The sequence below is a fragment of the Butyrivibrio sp. Su6 genome (assembly GCF_900108105.1).
In the GTDB taxonomy this organism is placed as follows: Bacteria; Bacillota; Clostridia; order Lachnospirales; family Lachnospiraceae; genus Butyrivibrio.
Genome location: NZ_FNUR01000010.1, coordinates 134,043 through 150,195, shown reverse-complemented (window position 1 = coordinate 150,195; position 16,153 = coordinate 134,043). Strand labels below are relative to the sequence as shown.

15 protein-coding genes are annotated in these 16,153 nt (G+C 39.5%); all 15 read right to left on the bottom strand.

Translation table 11 applies throughout. The annotated features are described in order from the left end of the window. Positions 1 to 44: 44 nt before the first annotated feature. Entirely contained in the window at positions 45 to 1,244 is a 1,200-nt protein-coding gene (locus C4S54_RS16445) for an ion transporter (protein WP_103869703.1), read from the bottom strand. 15 nt (positions 1,245 to 1,259) lie between these two features. Further along, positions 1,260 to 3,206, bottom strand: coding sequence for a DEAD/DEAH box helicase (locus C4S54_RS11700; RefSeq protein ID WP_103869702.1), 1,947 nt, complete (start codon positions 3,204 to 3,206; stop codon positions 1,260 to 1,262). Between the two features lie 126 nt (positions 3,207 to 3,332). Continuing rightward, positions 3,333 to 3,875, bottom strand: coding sequence for a CDP-diacylglycerol--glycerol-3-phosphate 3-phosphatidyltransferase (pgsA, locus tag C4S54_RS11695; protein ID WP_103869701.1), 543 nt, complete (start codon positions 3,873 to 3,875; stop codon positions 3,333 to 3,335). Next, the gene (rimO, locus tag C4S54_RS11690) at positions 3,859 to 5,238 is read right to left on the bottom strand and encodes a 30S ribosomal protein S12 methylthiotransferase RimO (RefSeq protein WP_103869700.1); all 1,380 of its coding nucleotides are present in this window, start codon (positions 5,236 to 5,238) and stop codon (positions 3,859 to 3,861) included. Before rimO ends, pgsA begins: the two co-directional genes overlap by 17 nt. A gap of 12 nt (positions 5,239 to 5,250) precedes the next feature. After that, positions 5,251 to 5,517, bottom strand: a complete 267-nt coding sequence (gene rpoZ / locus C4S54_RS11685; protein WP_330405661.1) for a DNA-directed RNA polymerase subunit omega — start codon at positions 5,515 to 5,517, stop codon at positions 5,251 to 5,253. Between the two features lie 106 nt (positions 5,518 to 5,623). Beyond that, positions 5,624 to 6,244: a guanylate kinase gene (gmk, locus tag C4S54_RS11680; protein WP_103869698.1), complete on the bottom strand. Its 621-nt coding sequence runs from the start codon at positions 6,242 to 6,244 to the stop codon at positions 5,624 to 5,626. Further along, positions 6,234 to 6,497 carry a DUF370 domain-containing protein gene (locus C4S54_RS11675; RefSeq protein WP_022775502.1) on the bottom strand — a complete coding sequence of 88 codons (264 nt, stop codon included), beginning with the start codon at positions 6,495 to 6,497 and terminating at the stop codon, positions 6,234 to 6,236. The genes gmk and C4S54_RS11675 overlap by 11 nt, the downstream gene beginning before the upstream one ends. Further along, positions 6,490 to 7,377: a YicC/YloC family endoribonuclease gene (locus C4S54_RS11670; RefSeq protein ID WP_022775503.1), complete on the bottom strand. Its 888-nt coding sequence runs from the start codon at positions 7,375 to 7,377 to the stop codon at positions 6,490 to 6,492. The genes C4S54_RS11675 and C4S54_RS11670 overlap by 8 nt, the downstream gene beginning before the upstream one ends. Positions 7,378 to 7,452: 75 nt before the next feature. Then, the gene (locus C4S54_RS11665; protein WP_103869697.1) at positions 7,453 to 8,817 is read right to left on the bottom strand and encodes a PFL family protein; all 1,365 of its coding nucleotides are present in this window, start codon (positions 8,815 to 8,817) and stop codon (positions 7,453 to 7,455) included. Between the two features lie 53 nt (positions 8,818 to 8,870). After that, positions 8,871 to 9,143, bottom strand: coding sequence for an ACT domain-containing protein (locus C4S54_RS11660; protein ID WP_103869696.1), 273 nt, complete (start codon positions 9,141 to 9,143; stop codon positions 8,871 to 8,873). 74 nt (positions 9,144 to 9,217) lie between these two features. Continuing rightward, positions 9,218 to 10,015 carry an MBL fold metallo-hydrolase gene (locus tag C4S54_RS11655; RefSeq protein ID WP_103869695.1) on the bottom strand — a complete coding sequence of 266 codons (798 nt, stop codon included), beginning with the start codon at positions 10,013 to 10,015 and terminating at the stop codon, positions 9,218 to 9,220. A gap of 103 nt (positions 10,016 to 10,118) precedes the next feature. After that, positions 10,119 to 11,081, bottom strand: a complete 963-nt coding sequence (locus C4S54_RS11650) for an acyltransferase family protein (protein WP_103869694.1) — start codon at positions 11,079 to 11,081, stop codon at positions 10,119 to 10,121. Positions 11,082 to 11,109: 28 nt separating this feature from the next. Next, entirely contained in the window at positions 11,110 to 13,275 is a 2,166-nt protein-coding gene (locus C4S54_RS11645) for a cell division protein FtsA (protein ID WP_103869693.1), read from the bottom strand. Between the two features lie 40 nt (positions 13,276 to 13,315). Next, positions 13,316 to 13,936 (bottom strand): dephospho-CoA kinase, encoded by a 621-nt coding sequence (gene coaE, locus C4S54_RS11640; protein ID WP_103869692.1) that lies wholly within the window; start codon positions 13,934 to 13,936, stop codon positions 13,316 to 13,318. Positions 13,937 to 13,982: 46 nt separating this feature from the next. Then, positions 13,983 to 16,133, bottom strand: a complete 2,151-nt coding sequence (gene polA / locus C4S54_RS11635; protein WP_242973797.1) for a DNA polymerase I — start codon at positions 16,131 to 16,133, stop codon at positions 13,983 to 13,985. Positions 16,134 to 16,153 lie beyond the last annotated feature (20 nt).

Below are 16,153 nucleotides of genomic sequence, written 5' to 3'. Positions count from 1 at the left end.
ACTGTTAAGTTTCAATCATATATAGCACTGCGCGTATTCTTTATTTAGACATTCTCATTATTAACGTGTTTCTCATATAAAAGAACTATATCCCCTGCTCTTATCACAAGGCTTCCCTTTGGGATGATGGCCCTGCCACGTCTGCGGATCATAAAGATATAGCTCTGTCTGGAAATATCTATGTCTCTTATAGCCATCCCATTCCATGAATGTCCTTCATTTATAGTTATTTCTTTTAGCTCAATTGGCTGAATATCCTTGCTCTTCTCGGCACACATAACAATAATGTCACCGGTTTTCAATACTGTAGAGCCACGTGGAATCAGCGTTTCCTTCCCTCTTTGAATAGCAACTATCATTGCATCTCTTGGGATTCCAATTTCCATGATCTTCTTACCAGACCATTTATCATTTTCAGAAAGTCTGACCCTTATAAAATGGATATTTTCCTCTTCTGCAAATTCTCCCACAGTCTTTAGTCTCTGGTACTGCTCGACAAATCCTGCAGAAATAATACCTGTAGGAATAGCAACCATTCCAACGCCAAGGAAACTGATTATTATTCCAAGAATCTTACCCATTATTGTAACCGGGTAAATATCACCATATCCTACAGTAAGAAGTGTTGACGCAGACCACCAGATACCTGAAAATGCATTTTGAAAAACATCCGGCTGCGCTTCATGTTCTACACTATACATGCAAAGGCTTGATGCCATCATCAATATCAAGATGATAAAAACAGATGCAAGAAGCTGCTGGCTCTTTGAAACGATGATCTCGGTAATTACATTGAGCTGATCATAATAAGAATTTATCCTGAAAAGTCTAAGTATCCTTGCAACTCTAAAGAGCCTGAACACTGTCCCTCCAGCAGGGAAAAACACCGGCAAATAATACGGAAGGAATGATAAAAGATCTATTATACCTGCCATTGAAAAAATGTATCTGAGTGCCGCCTTAGGCTCTGATAGTTTTGGGTATAGTTCAGCTGATGATATAAGACGCAGCAAATAATCTACTGCAAAGAAAAAAGTTGTAACTGCTTCAATAGCAAGGAGGAGCCCTTTATAGTGCTCCTCCATATAATCAAATGTTATTGCAAATGCAGCAAAAAGATTGAGAACAAGTGCTACGATACTTAAAAAATCGTAAAACCTGTTTATGGGTTCATCAATTACTCCAGTGCTGACCATATTAAAAATCTTAGCTCTAACACGGTTTACTTTCACCTTTGTAACCATTTCCCCAACCCCCTTTTACTTTCTGCGCTTACCAAAGCTCTCCATTACAAAATCGCTTACATCCTGTAAATAGTCAATACTTCTCTTCTTGTTTTCAGCTTTGATATGCTTCTTTTCAGACTTTGATACATTCATAGTATTGCTGTCTTCTCCAACATACCATGCTTTTGTAGACTCCTCACCTTTTATATTGAGACGTCCAACATTTTCAAACTCCGCATTTCCCCTGGCAGAGCGTTTTCTCTCAGGTCTTTCTGCTCTTGAAGCCTGAGCTTTATCAGAAGTCTTTTTTCTATCCTTTTTGATGCTCTCCACAAGAGCCTCATCTAAAGATGATTTAACAGTTGCTTCATCCTTGGACTTATTTCTTCTCTTCGGTTTTTCAAAAAGATAGTCATCCTTAGAGGAGGCTTTTTTCTTATCAAACTTTCTCTCTGATGACTGGGACTTTCTGCCCCTTCTATCATCTTTGCCGGACTTAAACTTGCGTCCGTCATGACTCTCTCGGCCATCACGGCTCATCCTGCCATCACGTCCATCACGCCTTCCACGACCGAAACCGCCTTTTCCTCTTTCCTTATCCCTGTCGCCGCGTCTGTGTCCAAAATCAAATACAAGGTCTTCAATATCTGCTCCCATCTTGAGCTTCATAAATCCTGCTGCAAGCTGCTCTGCAGTATACTCACCTTCCTCAACCTTCTGATTAACAAACTCAAGTGCAGATGAAATATCACCGTTTTCAATAATATCAATAACTTCAGCAAATACCTTCTGAGACTTAACTCTTGTAATCTCTTTTGCTGACGGTACTTTTCTTTCCTCAATCTTTGTATGACAAACCTTCTCGATTTCTCTGAGTTTGTACATCTCTCTTCCGCCGACAAGAGTAAATGACTGACCACTTCTTCCGGCACGACCTGTACGTCCGATTCTGTGTACGTAGTACTCTATATCTTCAGGAATATCAAAGTTAAATACAGCTTCTACACCGCTTACATCAATTCCTCTTGCCGCAACATCAGTTGCTATAAGGATATTGATTCTTCCACTTCTAAATAAGTTCATTACGGTGTCGCGCTGGTTCTGTGAAAGATCACCATGAAGTCCATCAGCCTGATATCCCTTACCCTTAAGGCTTTCAGCGAGCTGATCAACCATTCTTTTTGTGTTACAGAAAATAAGTGATCTTGATGGATTGTAATAATCCATAAGTCTTACAAGAACTTCTTCTTTTGACTTTTGAGGAACTCTGTAGTAGCTCTGTTCTATGGCTGCAACAGTGATCTCCTTTGGAGTCATTTTTATATACTCAGCATCTTCTTTCTGATACTTCTTAGTAATCTGAAGTATTGCCTCCGGCATAGTAGCAGAGAAAAGAGCTGTCTGTCTCTCTTCAGGCATACCCTGAAGGATAGTCTCGATATCATCCCTGAATCCCATATCAAGCATCTCATCAGCTTCATCAAGGACAAGAACCTTTACATCCTTCATTTTCATTGTATGTCTGCGCATGTGATCCATTACTCGTCCCGGAGTTCCAACTACTATCTGAACTCCTGCAGATAAAGCCTTTATCTGTCTTGAGATATCCTGTCCACCATAGACGGCAAGGACCTTTATGCCAAACATATACTTAGCAAAATCTCTTATATCATCAGCAGCCTGCATAGCAAGCTCTCTTGTAGGACACAGTACAACGGCCTGTAAATGCTTATTTGTAGGATCAACCTGCTGCAAAAGCGGAATACCAAATGCGGCAGTTTTACCGGTTCCTGTCTGTGCCTGTCCAATAATATCTTTTCCCTCAAGCATTACAGGTATTGCAGCCTTCTGGATTGGTGACATATACTCAAAACCCATTTCAGAAACTGCTCTCAATATTTTTTCATCAAGACCTGAATCCTCGTATCTTACCTTTTCCTCCTCGACATTAACAGTATTTTTTTCTAAATCTTTACTCATTAAAACTCCTATTTCTACAAATACAAAAACTAACTTAATATATCAAATTGTGAATGCATATACGGATTGCTCCGCTTCGCTCACGCAATCCTACAAATTCATATGACTTTGAATCCCTATATGCATTCACATCTCTCCGCTCATGACATCCTTGTTTTTTACAAGGTAATCAACGAGTGATATGATCGTAAGGGCCAAAGCCACCCACATAATAACTGTTGTAAGTACATGCATTACAGGATGATCAATATTGGCAATCATAAGTATTACCATTATCATCTGGAATGTTGTCTTAAATTTGCCCCAGTAGCTTGCAGCTATAACTCTTCCATTGTCAGCTGCAATGAGTCTGAAACCGCTGATAACAAACTCTCTGGCAATAATTATGATAACTATCCATGAAGGGATACGGCCAAGTTCAATAAGGCCTATCATTGCACTACAAACAAGAAGTTTGTCTGCAAGTGGATCCATGAACTTACCAAAATCTGTGATCAGATTGTATTTGCGGGCAATCTTACCATCAAGCATATCTGTAAGGCTTGCGATAATAAATATGGCAAGTGCTGTCCATTTAAAAGCGTCATTAGATGGATCAAACAATAAAAAGAATACAAAAAATGGAATCAATATAACTCTCGCAACGGTCAACTTATTCGGTAAATTCATATGTTTCTGCTTCCTCCCCAACTAAATCATATTCATTAGAACCTGTTATAAGAACCTTTAATATTGCTCCGGACATAAGATCTTTTTGAACACCGGAAACAAATACGTATCCGTCAATATCCGGTGCATCTTTATATGTCCTTCCCACATATGTAAATCCATCAAGGCTGCTGGCCTCTTCGTCAACGATTTTTCCTTCTATGATAACGTCAACAGTCTTACCAACCATGGAATCAGCGCCTTCAAAGGCTATCTTCTGCTGAAGCTTCATGAGCTTATTTCTGCGGGTTGTCTTAACTCTCTCTGAGACCTGATCAGGCATAGTAGCTGCAGGTGTATCCTCTTCCTGGGAGTATGTAAATACACCAAGTCTGTCAAATCTAAGATCTTCCACAAGCTTCATAGTCTCATTGTGGTCTTTTGCAGTTTCTCCAGGGAATCCGCTGATAAGAGTTGTTCTAAGACAAATATCAGGAATTTCTTCCCTCAGGTGCTTTACAAGTTCTCTTATCTCCGCATTATTTGTTCTTCTTCCCATTCTTTTAAGGATAGAATCAGAACCGGACTGAATTGGAAGATCGAGATAATGACATATCTTTGGTTCATTTTTGATAGTCTGGATCAGTTCTTCATTTATTTCCTCAGGATAGCAATAAAGAACTCTTACCCATTTAATACCGTCTATCTCACAAATCTTATGTAAAAGCTCAGGAAGTTTCTTCTCTCCATAGATATCTGTTCCGTACAGGGTAGTCTCCTGCGCAACTACCAAAAGCTCAGAGACGCCTGCCTCTGCCAGACTTCTGGCATCCTTGAGGATATCCTCCATCGGAATACTTCTGTAAGATCCTCTAATCGATGGAATAATACAGTAGGTGCAGCGCTTATCACAGCCTTCTGCAATTTTGAGGTAATTGTAAACACCTCCGGTGGTCATAACTCTCTTGTAACCACCTCTCTGAAGTTTGTTAACATCATCAAAATAATTTTTGTGAGAGAAAAGCTCATTTCTCTTTAGGGTTTCATCAAGAGCCTGAACAATCTTATCAATCGATGATATACCAAGTATCTCATCCACTTCAGGAATTTCTTTCTGAATTTCCTCCTTATACCTCTGTCCAAGACATCCGGTAACGATCAAAGCCTTATACTTTCCGCTTTTCCTATATTCAGCCATTTCAAGGATAGTGTTGATACTTTCCTCTTTCGCATCACCAATAAAGCAGCAGGTGTTAACAACTGCTGCTTCGGCTTCATCGGTGTCATCTGTAAAGTCATAACCATGACTTTCGAGCATACCGAGCATTACCTCGGTATCAACTCTGTTTTTGTCACAACCAAGTGACACAAATAATATCTTCATATCTTTTTAAAATTACTCTTCTGTGCTTTCTGTCTCTTCTGCTTCTTCAGCTGATTCCTCAAGCTTAGCCTTCTCTTCATCTGTAAGGATTCTGAGAGTATCCTGATTCATCTCCTCAACAGCGATAGAAAGAGGTTTCTGCTTGTCCTTTACCTTAACCATTGGCTCATCACCAGCAATGATCTGTCTTGCTCTTTTTGATGTTGCCATAACGATTGAATATCTTGAGCTGATAACTGGCTCTTCGCCTTCCTCAACTCCCTTGTTTACTACATTCATTAAATCTACATATGAAGGATGTATCATAATGTTCCTTTCTGCGTGGTACGCAACACATAATATTTGTTTATTTAACAAAGCTTTTTAAAGCTCTGATCTTAACTAATTAAAACTTATTCAGCTGATCTCTCATCTCATTGATAAAATCGGCATTCCTGTCAGGAGTGTTGTGAGCTGAACTGATGATCTCATGAACCTTTTCAACACATTCATCAAGGTCATCATTAACTACGATGTAGTCATATTTTTCAATTCCAACAGCTTCTTCTTTTGCTCTTGCAAGGCGTTTTGCTATAACTTCATCAGTTTCTGTTCCCCTTCCGCGAAGTCTCTTTTCAAGAACCTGCGCTGACGGTGGCATCACAAAAAGCAATACTGCATCTTTATACTGCTCTTTTATCTGAAGAGCTCCCTGTATCTCTATTTCAAGGATAACATCAATTCCCTGAGATAGCTTTTCTTCAACGTATTTCCTTGGAGTGCCATAATAGTTATTTACATATTTGGCGTGCTCAATAAGGCCGTCTTCAGCAATAAGCTTTTCAAACTCTTCAGTAGTAATGAAGAAATACTCTCTGCCATTTTCCTCACCCTCTCTTGGGTTTCTGGTTGTAGCTGAGATAGAAAGAGCATACTGATCATACCTTTTCGTCAGCTCTTTCATGATGGTTCCCTTTCCTGCTCCTGAGAACCCTGAAACAACAATAATAATTCCTTTACGTTTCATCCTGACTATTCTCACTCTCCGATATAGCTCTGTTACATATGGTTTCCGGCAAAAGAGCTGATAATACAAGCATACCATTTTCCATAACAAGTACTGCCTTGGTCTTACGCCCCTGGGTAGCATCAACGCTTTTTCCCTCTTCACGGGCTTTCTGAACCATGCGCTTAACCGGCGCAGCATCAGGACTAACAATGCTTATTATTTTGTCTGCATTAACAATATTGCCAAATCCAATGTGAATGAGTTTATTCAATGTTTTGTATCTGCTCCCTTACTTTTTCAATATCAGTCTTAAGAGCAATTCCTCTGTCTGAGATCTTAAGATCTGTAGACTTTGAAAGAATTGTATTGGCTTCCCTGTTCATCTCCTGTGCAAGGAAATCAAGCTTTCTGCCAATGCCATCCTTGTCATCACCCTTTAAAAGGGTATCTTTTGTAGCTCCGATATGGCTGCGAAGTCTTGTGATCTCTTCATCTACGCAAATCTTATCAGCGTAAATAGTAACTTCCATCGCAAGTCTGTTTTCATCAACCTGCTTGTCCTCAAGAAGATCCTGAATCTTCTCACGAAGCTTGTCCTTGTACTCCTTGATGATCTCTGGTGAACGCTCAGCAATATACTCCACATTCTCCATCATTCCATCAAGTTTCTCTGTGAGATCCTTACATAAGAACTCGCCTTCTCGAGCTCTTGACTCCATAAACTGCTTGCCGGCACCGGCAAGAGCTTTCATGAGGCCGCTTAATACTTCCTCTTCATTAAGCTCTTCCTCTTCCATTGTAAAAACTTCCGGGAATCTGGAAAGAACAGAGATCCTTACATCATTATCAAGGCCAAAATCACCTGCCATCTCATTCAGGTAGGAATAATACTCCTGTGCTATAGCCTTGTTGTATTTTACCTTTGTCTCTGACTCTGAAAAATCCTCATAACTAATGAAAACGTCAACTTTACCACGTTTCATATAGTTCTTAAGTTCGCTGCGGATTGCAGCCTCAAATGCATTAAACTTTTTTGGCATCTTGATATTAATATCAAGATAGCGGTTATTTACCGACTTAAGCTCTACAATGTACTTGCGATTTCCTTCTGTAATCTCACTTCTGCCAAAACCTGTCATGCTGCAGACCATTATCATATCCCCCTTATTTGGGCATAGTTATACAAAAGTTATTATAATATATCGCAAAATATCGGTCAATGTCAATCAGTTCTTAAAACTGTGAACCGGTGCCGGTATTCTGCCGCCTCTGTTTACAAAATTGTCACAAGAGAACTGGTTTACAGGCATTATAGGTGCATAACCCAAAAGTCCACCAAATTCTACTGTTTCACCAACGCCTTTTCCAATTACAGGAATAAGACGTACAGCTGTAGTCTTCTGATTAATCATTCCGATTGCCATTTCATCTGCAATGATTCCGGAGATTGTTGTATCCTTTGTATCTCCCGGAACCGCGATCATATCAAGACCTACTGAGCAGACACAGGTCATAGCTTCAAGCTTTTCAAGGGTAAGTGCTCCCGCTTCTACAGCATTTATCATACCCTGGTCTTCACTTACAGGGATAAATGCTCCGGAGAGGCCACCTACGTATGAAGATGCCATTACTCCGCCTTTTTTAACCTGGTCATTTAAAAGAGCAAGTGCTGCTGTTGTTCCCGGTGCCCCTGCGTGCTCAACGCCGATCTCATGAAGGATGTCGGCAACACTATCGCCAATAGCAGGTGTTGGTGCAAGAGAAAGGTCGATGATTCCAAATGGAACTCCAAGTCTCTTAGATGCTTCTTGAGCTACAAGCTGGCCTACTCTTGTTACTTTAAATGCAGTCTTTTTGATAGTCTCGCAGAGAACTTCAAAGTTCTCACCCCTAACTTTTTCAAGGGCTGTCTTTACAACGCCAGGTCCTGAAACGCCAACATTAATTATCTTGTCAGCTTCAGTAACCCCGTGGAATGCACCTGCCATAAATGGATTGTCATCAGGAGCATTACAGAAAATTACCAGCTTGGCACATCCAAGAGAATCCTTTTCCTTTGTAGCCTCAGCTGTCTTTTTTACTATTGTTCCCATAAGACGAACAGCATCCATATTGATACCTGTCTTTGTTGAACCAACATTTATAGATGAGCATACAACATCAGTTGAAGCAAGTGCCTCCGGTATCGACTCAATAAGAAGCCTGTCTGCTTCTGTCATTCCTTTACTTACAAGTGCAGAATAACCACCAATAAAGTTAACTCCTACGGTCTTTGCAACCTTATCAAGAGTCTTGGCAATCTTCACAAAGTCAGAAGGCTCTTTACATGCTGCTCCGCCAACCAGTGCTATAGGCGTTATTGATATTCTTTTGTTTACAATAGGGATTCCATATTCACGAGAAATCTGATCGCCGGTCTTAACAAGATCCTTGGCAGTCTCATAGATTTTGTTATAGATATTATCACAAAGCTTGTCCAAATCTGATGTAATGCAGTCCAAAAGACTGATACCAAGAGTAATGGTCCTCACATCAAGATTTTCTTTTTCTATCATTTCGTTGGTCTCAATGACCTCATTTACATTTATCATTTTGTCACCTTTCATCATAGGGAAGTTACACATCTAATTAAATAAGCAAGCGCTTAAATTCTGTGCATTGAGTCAAAAATTTCTTCTTTCTGACATTTGATAACTACACCTATTTCTTTTCCAAGGCTTTCAAGGTCATCAGCCACCTGATTAAATTCCTTATTTGTTGCTGACATATCAACTATCATCATCATGTTAAAGAATCCACTGACAATTGTCTGTGAAATATCCAGAATGTTGATACCTGACTCTGCAAGGTAAGTACAAACTTTAGCTATAATACCTACTGTATCCTTGCCAACTACTGTAATGATTGTTTTTTTCATGATCTCCTCCTTATTGTACACGGCACTGCCTGCGTTTATATCACGTCTTGCAGCACCGGTTAACATTCAAATCATCAAAACTCAAGAACTGTTGAAATAGCACTTCTATCCGCAACCATAATAGGAAAACCGTCATTAAATTTTAAACTGTCATTCATCTGAAGTTCCACCCGAACTGCTTCATAAGCAAGTTCCGGAAGATTATTCTCTTTTGAAAGGTGTCCAAGAAATACTCCCTGGAGTTTATTATTGATGAGCTTACTAAGAAGCTCACCGCTTTTTTCATTGCACAGATGTCCCTTGTCTCCAAGTATTCTTGCTTTCAACTGATAGGGGTAAGGTCCTGTCTGAAGCATTCTTATGTCGTGATTGGCTTCAAGTAAAAGTGAATCACAGTCAGACAAACGATCAACTGTATAGTCATCATAACATCCAAGGTCTGTGGCCACTCCGATCTTCTTATCTCCGATGACTATTGTATAGCCACAAGGTTCATTGGCATCATGGGATATCGTCATTGGATTGATCTTCATATCGCCCACAAGGACTTCTTTATCTGCCATTACCTGCACAAACCTTGAATTAATCATTTCAGCTTTTTTATCGCTTGCTTTAATTCCTTGTATTGTACCACCTGTAGCATAGATAGGTATATCAAATTTCTTTAAAATTGTGTGAAGTGCTGCGATGTGATCAGTGTGCTCATGTGTGACAAAAATGGCACTTATATCTGAAAGTGTAAGATCAAGTGATCTTAACCCCTCTTCAATTCTCTTTTTACTAACTCCTGCATCAATTAATATGTGAGTGTTATCAGAACCAATATATGTACAGTTTCCGCTACTCCCACTGGCAATACTTGTAAATCTCATAAAATCCCCGTTTCACTGCATAATCTCTCAATATATTATTCTATTTTTTCTTTTACGTAAAGATATAAAAAAGTCCTGACTCTTATCAGGACTCCTTAGTTGTTCACTTTTCCATTAAATGTCTGATGAACATATATAAATAAGAAAATGTAACAGAAAATAAAGTAACAAACCAAAAACGGCCGGGTTCTTTAAAATCAGTAAAGCTAAGAACAATAAAAACAAAATACATGTGATTATAGTAAATATATGAACTCAGCTTTCTAAGACGGAGCTTAGGAATTAAAACACCACCCTCCATATTTAAAAAAATAGAAAATGCAAAAAAAGTCAGAATAACGAGAGCTATTCTCCAAAAAAACTCACTCATAAAAACGCATATCAGAAAACAGATCAATAAAGCAAGTGCACATAAAGATTTTCGAGGAATCTTAAAATGATCAATCTCCATCCCGATCATAATATAAACAAGACCGCAAAACATGCGTCCCTCGCCCAACAGCATTTTATATATATGATAAAAAGAACCAATTCCCGGAATAATATCTTCCAAATCCGGCTTTACATTAAAAAACGTGCCTATAACATACAGTGTCAGCGCTATGATCCATATATTTTTCTTTTTTATTCCCCATTTATACAAAATATACAGAAAAGCTAAACTATACGAAACGCAGAGTAAATACCACAACTGCCATGACCAACCATGATTTCCAAAAACAACAAGCCCCCTTATAAAAAAAATAATACTCTTAACCAATCCCCTTCCTTCAATCACATATCTGTATATTGTAAGTGGAAGGTAACAAAGTGTCAGTAAAAGGTATATCTTGCAAAAAGAAATTGATTTTTTTATCAACAGCTCTATACCATCGTCTTTTAGTCGCTCACCAATAAAAAAGCCGGTGCATATAAAAAAGAATGGTACAGCCAAAGAACTCAGTATACTCCACACCTTATAAATATATGTTCCTTCATATGCAGCAAAAGGAACAGTATGAATGGAAATAACAAGTATAGCCGCAATTATTTTCCCAAGATCAAGTCCATAGTAATTCTTTTTCATCAAGTCAACCCATTATGCCTATGAGGTCCTATTTCCAATAGACCTCAATTTTGTCCCCTTCCTTTATACTCTGTAGATAATCAGGCGTTCCGCCATTTAAAATCGTGACTACAGATCTGCCCTGCGGTTTTGAAAGATCAAAATCAATTGCATCAAAAACATCTACAAATACATAGTCTGCTTTACCATGAAGTGTTACAGGGTCATTGTTAACTACAACATGAAGGTCATGAGCAAGGATATTCTTTACAGGTTCAGGCTCTTCTTTCTCATAAGCCTCGGTATCCGGAAAGGCATCAAATGAAAGCTGTCCGTTGGCGTCCTCGACAATCTTGGCCGCTTCCTCTTCGTTTTCGATAGCCTCTTCATTTTCCTGTCTGATAGCAACCTCTTCAGCAGTAGGATAGTCCTTGTAATAATCCATTATCATGTCGTCCTGGGACTTGAACTCCACCTTGAAGTTCTCATAGACAGGAGTGTCTTTGTCGCCCCTCTCATTGTTGACCATGATAACTGTATCTTCTGTCAATTCAATATCGAGAAGTTCAGCAATCTGCGCAGCTGTATTGTAATCAAGCACTTTTACTTCATCTCCGGGCTGAATAGAATAAAGCGGAGTCTGAAGCTGGCCATTAACAGTAGCATACCTTGATGCCTCAACATTTTTACCATCAACATTTACGTTGAATTTGGTCTTAAACTCAGGTATCCCTTCGATGACAGCCTTTCCGGGCGCACCGGCAGTTGAAGGCGTTACATCGATGATATCATTGGCATGGATCTTGGTATGGATATCTGCAGGCTTTCCGTTAAGAGTAATTACTGCAGCTTCTCCGGGTTCTCCACGAGAAGTTCTCTCTTTTCCATTAACAGTAAATTTCAGTTCTTCTCCTCTCTTCGGGAAAAGATCTTCATTAGGAAATGCAGCCTGCATGGCAGCATCAACTATCTGAAGTTTACCGTTGTCATATATCTTTGTCTGTGTTCCGTTAAATGAAACAAAGATAAAGTTATTGGCTTCTTCATAGTAACTGATACAGATTCCAAGAGGTGTAACCAAAAGAGAATCCTTTTCAATGCCATTATTGTTAAGGAACACGATTTCCTTCATAACCTCTTCACCACGAAGAGCAACTCTTTCTTCAGGAATATCCATTTCCTTGGCAATTGCTTTTACATAACCGGGAACACAGCCGCCACCGCCAACTACAAACACAGCACTGACAGGCCTGTCTCCATTGAGTTTTTTTATCTCCTCTACAGCCTTTTTAGCCATTTCATCGACTTTAGGCTTAATGACCTTTGTGATCTCCTTTGTGGTGATCGTCTTTGTAAGTCCCATGATATCGACATATTCAACCTTGTCAGAATGACTGGCCGCAATTTTTATCTCATCAGCTGAATTGAAATCCACAAGGCAGTGCTGAGCAATGATCTCTGTAATATCATCTCCTGCAAGAGGAAGCATTCCGTAAGCTGTGATAGAGCCGTCATCAGTTACGCAGATATCACTTGTTCCCGCACCAACATCAATAAGAGCAAGATTCAGCATTCTGAATCTGTCAGGGATTGCAACCATCATAGCTGCTATAGGCTCGAGTGTAAGATTGGCAACATTGAGCCCTGCTCTCTCACAAGCCTTATAAAGTCCATCAACACAATCATCGGGAAGAAATGTAGCAATAAGCTCAACGCTTACTTTTCCTGCATTATGCCCTTCAAGGTTGGCTATCTGATAACCATCAAGGTAATAGTGCATTACCGAATAACCTACAAGGTAAAACTTAATGCCTGAAGTATTTTTGCTAAGAAATTCCGCATACGCCTTTTCAACAGCAGCGGAATCAAGATTATAGATATCCTCATCAGTAATATCATGAGCATCCTGATACTCATAATCATAGGTTGTTCTTACTGTTTTGAGAACACGACCAGCCGCAGCAATACAGACATCTGTAAGATGAATGTCAGTCTGCTGCTCAAGGGACTCCTTGACCATCTTGATCGTCATTCCAACCTTACCAATATCGTGGATCTGTCCGTCAAGCATGGCTCTTGTCTGGTGTTTTTCAACTGCCTGGGCAATTACATTGAACTTTCCATCGTTCATGTAACCCACAGTACCAACAACACTTCTGGTTCCAATATCAAGTCCAAATACAACTTTCTGATCTTTTTGCTCTAAACTAGCCATTATGCCACCAAGCCCCCTCGCACAATTTTTCGAACAAAAACTAAATCTTCCAAAGTTTTAATCTATTGTCTATCTCAGAAAATGCCTTGCTGTCCTCGCCGCTATTATCAATTACAAATTCGCAATGCTCCCTAAAAGTCTCATCGCTTAACTGACTCTTAAAAATGTCTGTAACCTTTTGGTCAGAGTAACCTCTTGAAGCCTTCAGTCTTTTGCGGCGCGTATCCTCATCAGCGTAAACATACCACATTTCGTCTACGATTTTGTCATATCCATTCTCTATAAGAAGGGCCGCTTCTACAAAAACAAAATCATAAACTCCTCTTTTACGCTCATCATCTACTATATTAATAATATATTGATTTACTGCAGGATGCAAAATATTATTTACGGTTTTTAGCTTATTTTTATCATTGAATATAGCTTTCGCCATTAAAGCCTTATCAATTTCGCCATCATCAGAAAGGATTCCTCTGCCCAAAGCCTCTACCAAGGCATCGTAGGCAGGATATCCTTTTTTCTTTATATCATTGGCCACATCATCAGACAAAATAACAAGGCAGTTGTAATTGTCCCTGATATATGAAAGAAGCGTGCTCTTTCCGGCACCTACCCCGCCTGTTATTCCTATGATGTTTGTTTTTCCCTTTTGAAGCGCCATATAAATACAAATCCTTTTAATACATCTATTGCTGAATATATATTAATTACTTAGCCTCGTACCAGTCGTTTCCTGTGTGGCATTCTGCGCTAAGCGGAACAAGAAGATCAGCAGATCTTTCCATCTCTTTAGTCAAAAGATCTGTCACAACCAAAGCCTCATCATTATAGGTTTCAATAACCAGCTCGTCGTGAATCTGCAGGATCAGTCTCGATTTAAGCCCCATCTCTTTTATCTTGAAAAAGACATTTATCATGGCAATCTTCATGATATCAGCCGCGCTTCCCTGGATAGGCGCATTCATGGCCACTCTTTCGCCAAACTGTCTCATGTTAAAGTTACCAGACTTAAGTTCTGGCATAGGACGTCTTCTTCCATACATTGTCTCCGAATAACCCTTTGCCTTGGCACTTGCAATTACCGACTCCTGATACTCTTTTACACCCGGATAAGTTTCAAAATACTTATCCATATACTCCTTGGCCTCTTTTGCAGAAATCGAGAGGTCCTGTGAAAGGCCAAAAGCACTTATTCCATAGACAATACCAAAGTTAACTGCCTTGGCGCTCCTTCGCTGAAGTGGTGTTACTTCATCAAAAGGAACATGGAAAACCTTGGATGCCGTTATTGTATGAATATCATCACCATCATGGAATGCCTTGATAAGCTCTTCGTCCCCTGACATGTGAGCAAGTATTCTAAGCTCAACCTGAGAATAATCCGCATCTGCAAATACGCACCCATCCTTTGGAACAAAGACCTTTCTGATAAGCCTTCCAAGCTCTGTTCTCATAGGTATATTCTGAAGGTTAGGCTCTGTTGAACTGATCCTTCCTGTGGCAGTGATTGTCTGATTAAAGCTTGTATGTATCCTGTCATCAGCCTCAATAAAGGCTGCAAGGCCATCTGCATAGGTCGACTTTAATTTTGCAAGTCCTCTGTACTCAAGGATATCTGCTACGATCTTATGCTCAGGAGCAAGCTTTTCAAGAACCTCTGCTGCAGTAGAATATCCTGACTTTGTCTTTTTCTCTGCAGGAAGTCCTAGCTTTTCAAAAAGAATCTCACCAAGCTGCTTGGGTGAATTGATATTAAACTCGCACCCGGCCGCTTCATATATTGCCTTCTCAAGCTCTACTATGCGGACCTGAAGCTTATCTCCATAGGCCTTAAGCTCATCTCTTTTTGCTATGATTCCCTCTTTTTCCATTGAGAAAAGAATGTATGAAAGAGGCATCTCAATATTGTAGAAAAGCTTTATCATCTGCAGCTTTTCAAGCTTCTTTCTGATAAGAGGTGTCGCCCTGAATATAACTTCGCATGCCTTGGATGCATAATCACTTAATGCTTTTTCATCTGCATTCCGCAGGCTGTCTTTTCCAAATACATCTGCTTTTTTAGGAAGTCTGAGATCAAGGTATTCCCCCGCTACGTCCTCTATCTGATAATCATTTTTAAGCGGATTAACAAGGTACGCACCCAAAAGATCATCAAAGCATCTTTTATCGCTGTCATTTATTTCTTTATCCTCATAGCCGCTTGTTCTTCCTGCTATTTCAAAAGGCTCAAAAAAATAGAAGCTGCTCTTTATGTCAAAAGTAGCAAGACTGCATGTTTTGCTCAGTTCACTGAGTTTCTTGCCAAGATAATCAGCAGTTATAAAATTCTCTACCGGAATATAATAGACTTCTTTTCCGTCAAAACAAATTGAAAGTCCAAGAACATCTTTTTTCTTGCTTCCATCAGCAGATAAATTGTCGTATAAGAAAAAGAATGAGGCAAAATCAGCTTTTGTACCAAATAAAGCCTCTACCTCATTAAGATCTGAAGTAACTCTTACAGTGCTTTCAAATGATGCCGCCTTTACTGCCGTTCCTGTAGGTGATAAGTTTGAAAGCTCTGCTTCAAGGTGGGCTGAAAGCTCATCGTTTACAGTAATAGTGCTCTCTCCGTTCAAAGAAAGGATGCCTTCAAAACGATCAATCTGACCCTTAAGGGCAGGAATAAGGTCTTCCATTTCCTCCTCACTTTTGACGATTTCAATTTCACTATAATCGCCCGACTTTATAACGCCGGATAGCTTATATACAGCACCATAAACTCCATTTATATAATTACCGTCTGCATCATTAAATGCAGGCATGGCATAAAAAGCATTTTTTACAAGATCTACAATATCTAAAGATAATTTACTCAAAATTCTTCCCCAACCTGTAT